The following is a 6,191-nucleotide window of genomic DNA, read 5'->3' on the forward strand; positions in this document are numbered from 1 at the left end:
AGCGATTTCGGATCTTCTCAGGACGCTATCGCAATCGTCGTCGCCGTTTTGGCTTGAGGCTTCATCTGCTGGCCGGGTTGCTCAACTACCAGGCAACACATCCAATTTGATTCGTGCAAGAGGTCTACTGATTGCAATCACCGACTCAAACCGTTCACCACAGCAGTTCACTCAACAATCCATACACCGCCACAAAATTGATGCGACTATTGATGCGACTGAGGGCCACCAACCAGCGCGATCGCTCGTGGTAGTCTTGATCTCCCCAGGCGGTCACGCGGCTCCACCCGGCCGTCAGCAGCGCGATCCAAGGAGCAAGTTGCAAGCGACCCCAGCGCCAGAAACGTGCCCAGGGCCAGCGAGTCCGGTTGCGAGCAGGCTCCGACTCAGCAGGAACCGAGGCTGGAGTCAGCGTGAGTTTTGAAATCGTTCGCAGCATCGGTTTCAAGGGATTGAGGACTGAGGGAGCACTTTTTATTTCAAATGCTCGATATAAAAACGCCACGTTGAACATACGGTTAAGCCGGTGAAACGTCGTATTCAGCGATGAAATTCCGAGAAAAAGCTCCAGAAAACCCAATCAAGCTTAATTAAGCCCAATCAAACATGGCTTCAGCGCGGGGAACTAGACATAGGAACCTTGAAGTGGAAAGATAAATATGAAATTTGCTCATATTCAAGATATGAGCGATCCTCGTTTTTTGTCAAGCCCCCTATTGGCCACAGTTCAACGCATGATGACTCCCGGAACCAAAGCCCCCCCCAAACCAGCAGCCCGCAAGAAACCGCGCCAGGCCCGCAGCCAAGCCCGCGTGAATCGAATTTTGGATGTGGCGGAAAAACTTTTGATCGCCGAAGGCTACAACGCCACCACCACCCAGGCGATCGCGGCCCAAGCAGAAGTCCCGATCGGGTCGCTCTATCAGTTTTTTCCCGACAAAAACGCCATCGTCGGAGCCTTAGCAGAGCGCTATAACGATCAGATGTATGCGTTATTTCTCCAACTTCATGCCTCAGAGGCTAAAAATTTATCCCTCAAGGATTATGTTGATCGGATTGTTGATTCTTTCGATCAATTTCTGGAAACCCACCCGGGCTATTTAGCCATTCTCATGCCCTTGCAAGGACTGCCAGAACTGGCCGAAATTGATGCAGAAAATGACGATCGCCTGATCCAGGGCTACATTGACTATTTTCAAGATCGCTATCCCGGTCAAACGGCAGAAACCTATGAGGCGATCGCTTTTGTGATCGTCAAGGGAATTGGCACATTGCTATGGTTTACTTTCGGGCAGACGGACTTGGCACAAACCCGCTTAGTGCAGGAAACGAAGAAATTAATGTTGAGTTATTTATCTAATTATTTTGAAGACAATCATTTTGAAAACTCCGAGATCCTTGAAAGCTGATCGATCGGTTCAGAGGCTCAATCAGCGCCAGCAGGAGGCGATCGCCTGATTTGATGATTACCGAGCGCGGTTGTGCGCCTCCAGAGCGATTTGCACCCGCTGCTCAGCAATTCCCAAACGGAGATCGCAGCGCAAAGTCTTGAGCCGATTACCGGGGTTGATTGAAGTTTTTTAAAAGGCGGCACCCAGATTCGAACTGGGGGTAAAGGATTTGCAGTCCTCTGCCTTACCACTTGGCCATGCCGCCTTGCGCCGTTCTGTTCGGCAGATGTCATTCTGCCATCAGTTTTGCATTTGGGCAACCCCCCAGGCTCAAAATTCTGAACCAGCGAGGGAAACGGCGCGATCGCCCACCGCAGCCGATCGCCTCAGCCTAGGCCAGGCAATCTTCCAACTGCGACAGCAACGTAGCCTGATCCAGGTTTTGCCCAATCAGCACGAGCTGGTTTTTGGGTTGCCCCTTCCAAAGATCATCTTCCAGGGTGAAGCGCTTGCCAGACAGGTGAAAAATGTGGCGGTTTTCGCTTTCTTGGAACCACAAAATTCCCTTAGCCCGAAAGACTGCTTCCGGCATTTGATCATCCAAAAAGCTCTGGAACTTGCGGATCACAAAGGGGCGATCGCTCTCAAAGGAAACGGACACAAACCCATCATTTTCTAGGTGATGGGAGTGATGATGGTGGTCATGACCGTGGTGATGATGGTCATGATCGTGGTCGTGGACACAATGGCCATGGTCATGATCGCAAGCGTCATGGTTGTGGTGGTCATGCGCTTGTTCATCTGCATGATCATGACCATCATGGTTGTGGTGGTCATGCGCTTGTTCATGGTCATGATCATGGGCATCAGCACTTTCTTCCGGCTGATAGTACTGATCCGATTCAAACAGGCCAACACTCAAAACCAAAGGCAACGGCACTTCCGAGTTTCGGGTGCGCAAAATGCGAGCGCCTTGCTTAATTTCCCTGACTCGCTCTTCAAGCGCTTCCACCTTTTCGGGCGCAACAAGATCGGTTTTGTTCAGCAAAATAATGTCGCCATAGGCAATTTGGCTATAGGCGGCTTCACTGTTGAACAAATCAAGGCTGAAGTTTTCGCAATCGACCAAGGTAATGATTGAATCGAGCCGCGTCATATCCCGCAGTTCAGTACCCAGGAAGGTCAGCGCAACGGGCAAAGGATCCGCCAAACCCGTGGTTTCTACCACCAGATAGTCAATCCGTTCTTCTCGTTCCAAAACGCGATAGACCGCATCCACCAAGTCATTATTGATGTTGCAGCAAATGCAACCGTTGGCGAGTTCAATCACGCTGTCATCGTCTGAAACTTCAATGATTAGTTCTTGATCAATGCCAATTTCACCAAATTCATTGACCAAAACAGCCGTCTTCAGACCCTGTTGATTGCTCAGAATATGATTAAGCAGGGTGGTTTTGCCGCTGCCTAAAAAGCCTGTGATGATGGTGACTGGCAAGCCCAATTTAGGGGCGGCCATAACTGGGCTGGGGGCGGTTAGATCTTGACTGGTGGCCATGGGACAGGGATTGATGAAAGGAAATGAAGTGGGGCGTGGATGGGGCTGTTAGCGAGTGGACGCTAGGTCAGTAGGCGCTGGGGGATGGTTCTGGCTATTGTCAATGGGATGAGAATCATTCTCAAAGATAGCTGAGATTCGTGGGATTGCTCAATCCCCGATCGCCCGTAGGCCAAAGTAGGTAATCACCAATTCTTCGGGGCCCGTGTTGGCAATTTCATGCACCTCATGGGGGGCGATCGCCAGGCAAACACCCGGGACCAGATCAAAGTGCTGGCCATCAATGATCATTGTCCCCTGGCCGGCTTCAATGAAGAAGACTTCGTGCATATCCGAGTGGGCATGGCCGGGCGAAACCTGGCCGGGCGCAAAGCAGGCTCGGGAAAAGTTGGTGAGGTGGGGAAGGTCACCTTGTCGCAACAGCACTTGCTTGGCGATCGCGGGGTTGTGGGAAACCCGCTCGATCGGGACTTCCGAGAGCGCAACTCGTTTCAAAACCAATCCTCTCCTCGACTCTCGGGGGGTGCTGGCGGCTCCGTGGCCACCAAATCAGACGGGGGGCGCTCATCGCTCCAAGCCCACCACACGCAGCCGCAATGACACCCATAGAACTCCTGCCACTTGCGACGGTAGGTTTCCGTGAGCACGGGCGATCGCCGATTAATCCACACGCGCTCCGCTTCTAAAACCGATGCGCCACAGGTGGGGCAACAGAACCCTAGGGCGTGAACGGCGGAGTCTGTCCAGTCGGGTGCTTCCGGTGCAAAGGCATCCATAGGTTTCTCAGAGGTGGGCTGACCAGGATTCCGCCAAGGGGTATCGGAGGGCGATCGAGTGGCAATGGCTGTTATTTAACCCCTCCTTGCATTTTAATTTGGGGGAGCGCTCCTGAACTCGATCGCTCAAAATAGCACCGCCCAAAATAGGCTAAGAGGATGTCTGAAAAGCCAAAATTGCTACTCTGTACGCTCCAGTGATCGACTTAGACAAGGGACTTAAGCCCCCTGTCTCCACGACTATTGGTGCTTGCCCGTGCCAAAGAATACTTTTTAAACATCCTCTAAGCAGTAGCGGCGTGGGGTTAATTCATTTCCTTGTCCTGCTCATGAGTTATCTCAATCTTGTTTCCTTTTTGGGCATCTTTGGGCTTTGCGGTGTGGCTTGGCTCTTTTCGGAAAATCGGAAACTCATTCCTTGGGCTACGTTAATTTGGGGGCTGGGCCTGCAGCTTGTTTTGGGTTTTTTGGTGTTTAGGCTGCCCATCACGCGCGATATTTTTGATGTTTTAAATAGTGCTCTCAATGGGATTTTTGCCGCTGCTGAATCGGGGGCGGAATTCATTTTTGGTTCCCAGTTTGTTTCTAAAAATTTTGGCGAAAATCCACCTTTAGGCTATATCTTTGCCGTTCGCGCTTTGCCCACGGTGGTCTTTTTTGCAGGACTGATGGCCCTGCTCTACAGCTTGGGGGTCATGCAAGCGATTGTGAATAGTTTTTCGCGGTTGTTTTATCGAACCACCCGACTGAGTGGAGCGGAAGCACTGAGCGGCGTGGTGAATGTGGTGACGGGTGTTGAAGCGTTGATTGTGGTGCGGCCGTTTTTGTCACGAATGACGCGCAGTGAGCTATGCGCTATTTTGGCTTGCTGTTTTGGAACGGCTTCCTCTTCCACGTTGGCGATCTATGTGGACTTTTTACAGCCGGTTTTTTCAAACATTTTAGGTCATTTAATTTCGGCAGCCATTATTGGTATTCCGGCTTGCTTTGTACTTTCCAAAATTTTGGTTCCGGAAACCCAAGTGCCCCTGACGCGCGATCGCCTGTCGGGGGTAATGATGGCAAATTTATCGCAAAATCCTCTGAATCCAGCCAGTCCAAGCACACCAGAACACTATCCCCTCAATCCTTTTAGTGCGGCTGAAAGTTCCTTAGCCGATCGAACCTTGGCCGATCGAGACATGGCCGGCGGGGCGATCGAGCCGGATAGTAGCCCCTGGGCGATCGCCATGGCGGGGGCCCTGGAAGGGTTGCGCATTTGTGGCTGGATTGTGGCGGCCTTGGTGTTGATTGTGGGGTTGGTGTCGCTGGTCGATCGCTTCTTTGTTGCGTTAGGGCTGGTTCCCGGGCCGATCGGGGAATTATTTCAAGTGGTTACCTTGGCCAACTTGGAGGGAATTTGTTTCTTTCCGCTCACGCTGCTGACGGGAGTGGCTTGGGATGATGCTTGGGAGTCGGCGGTGGTCATTGGTCGGCGGCTCTTGGAAACCGCCATTCCGCCCTATCAAACCCTGGCGGAACTGCGCCGAAACGACGCAATCAGCGATCGCACCCTGTTGATTGTGAGTTATGCGCTTTCCAGCTTTGCCCACCTGCCGGCCTTTGGCATTTTTGTGGGTGGTCTGAGCGCCCTGATTCCCCAGCGGCGACGAGAGTTACTGAATTTGGGTTGGCGGGCCCTGTTTGTGGGCACAATAGCTTCCCTGATGATTGCCTGCGTGGCGGGTTTTTATGACGATGGCAGCCCCCATATTCTGGGCACACCCATGCCGCCCGCCAAGCTTGCGCCGGCCACGCCAACCTTGGTGAAACCCAGCCCCCCACCCGCAACTCCGGCCCCCGCGCCGCGCTAGGGTGGAGCATCGAATTTGGGATGCATTTTTGGGATGCATTATCGAATTCGGCAAACTGGCTTTATCTGTGACTGGGCCGAGAGTGGCACAGACTTGGCCGCAACAGACTTGGCCACAACAGATCCAGACTGCCCCTTTTTCGACTACGGTATTGAGTTTGATGGGATAGGTGGGTTGTGGGGCGATCGATGCCGAATCCTGAGCCAGAAATATTGCGCTTACTGGATCTGTTGCCGGCTTCGGCACGGATGACAATCAAGATTGTGGGTCGTTCAGAGCAACCTCAAGTGTTGTCGAGTGCCTTGCCGTTGCCTTGGCAGCGCGAGCGCCCAATCTATGTGAATTTTGAACTGTGGCGGCGAATTCCCCGACCCCAGCGAGATTTGTTGATGTTGCGCCAATCCTGTTGGGTAATGGGGGTGCGCTGGGTTGAACCCAACTGGTATCAAGGGGCGGCCTTGGTGGGTTTGGCCAGCGCCGCTTGGCAAATTAACGTGAATTCGGGATAAGGGGAGCGAAGGAAAGACGGGGCTGGTTAAGCTGAGGCATTAACCAAAACAACACTCAGCCCAACCCCGCCATGCTCAGTCTAGAAGCTCTGTTCTGCAAAATCGAT

The 6,191-nt window shown here is 52.6% G+C and carries 7 protein-coding genes, 1 tRNA gene and 1 pseudogene; 4 read left to right on the plus strand and 5 right to left on the minus strand.

Features of this window, described 5'->3' with window-relative positions; all coding sequences use genetic code 11:
- Window positions 1–110 (plus strand): annotated as a pseudogene (locus tag VPK24_RS03505) (IS5/IS1182 family transposase); the annotation flags it as partial.
- Between the two features lie 44 nt (window positions 111–154).
- On the opposite strand, the gene VPK24_RS03510 reads toward VPK24_RS03505, so the two are convergent.
- Window positions 155–439: a hypothetical protein gene (locus VPK24_RS03510; RefSeq protein ID WP_393010757.1), complete on the minus strand. Its 285-nt coding sequence runs from the start codon at window positions 437–439 to the stop codon at window positions 155–157.
- Between the two features lie 220 nt (window positions 440–659).
- On the opposite strand from VPK24_RS03510, the gene VPK24_RS03515 reads away from it, so the two are divergent.
- Complete coding sequence (locus tag VPK24_RS03515; protein WP_393010759.1) at window positions 660–1,409, plus strand: TetR/AcrR family transcriptional regulator; 750 nt, start codon at window positions 660–662, stop codon at window positions 1,407–1,409.
- Window positions 1,410–1,585: 176 nt separating this feature from the next.
- Here the strand turns inward: VPK24_RS03515 and VPK24_RS03520 are convergent.
- From VPK24_RS03520 to VPK24_RS03535, 4 genes are all read right to left on the minus strand, one after another.
- Window positions 1,586–1,656: transfer RNA gene (locus tag VPK24_RS03520), tRNA-Cys, on the minus strand.
- A gap of 126 nt (window positions 1,657–1,782) precedes the next feature.
- Window positions 1,783–2,946, minus strand: a complete 1,164-nt coding sequence (locus VPK24_RS03525) for a CobW family GTP-binding protein (RefSeq protein WP_393010761.1) — start codon at window positions 2,944–2,946, stop codon at window positions 1,783–1,785.
- Between the two features lie 150 nt (window positions 2,947–3,096).
- On the minus strand, window positions 3,097–3,441 hold the full coding sequence (locus tag VPK24_RS03530; protein ID WP_393010763.1) for a cupin domain-containing protein: 345 nt from the start codon (window positions 3,439–3,441) through the stop codon (window positions 3,097–3,099).
- The gene (locus VPK24_RS03535) at window positions 3,438–3,722 is read right to left on the minus strand and encodes a hypothetical protein (RefSeq protein WP_393010765.1); all 285 of its coding nucleotides are present in this window, start codon (window positions 3,720–3,722) and stop codon (window positions 3,438–3,440) included. Before VPK24_RS03535 ends, VPK24_RS03530 begins: the two co-directional genes overlap by 4 nt.
- Before the next feature lie 329 nt (window positions 3,723–4,051).
- On the opposite strand from VPK24_RS03535, the gene VPK24_RS03540 reads away from it, so the two are divergent.
- Window positions 4,052–5,575: a NupC/NupG family nucleoside CNT transporter gene (locus VPK24_RS03540; protein ID WP_393010767.1), complete on the plus strand. Its 1,524-nt coding sequence runs from the start codon at window positions 4,052–4,054 to the stop codon at window positions 5,573–5,575.
- Between the two features lie 176 nt (window positions 5,576–5,751).
- Entirely contained in the window at window positions 5,752–6,084 is a 333-nt protein-coding gene (locus tag VPK24_RS03545) for a DUF3318 domain-containing protein (RefSeq protein ID WP_393010769.1), read from the plus strand.
- Window positions 6,085–6,191 lie beyond the last annotated feature (107 nt).

This window comes from Limnothrix redekei LRLZ20PSL1, from assembly GCF_043235035.1.
Taxonomy (GTDB): Bacteria; Cyanobacteriota; Cyanobacteriia; order CACIAM-69d; family CACIAM-69d; genus CACIAM-69d.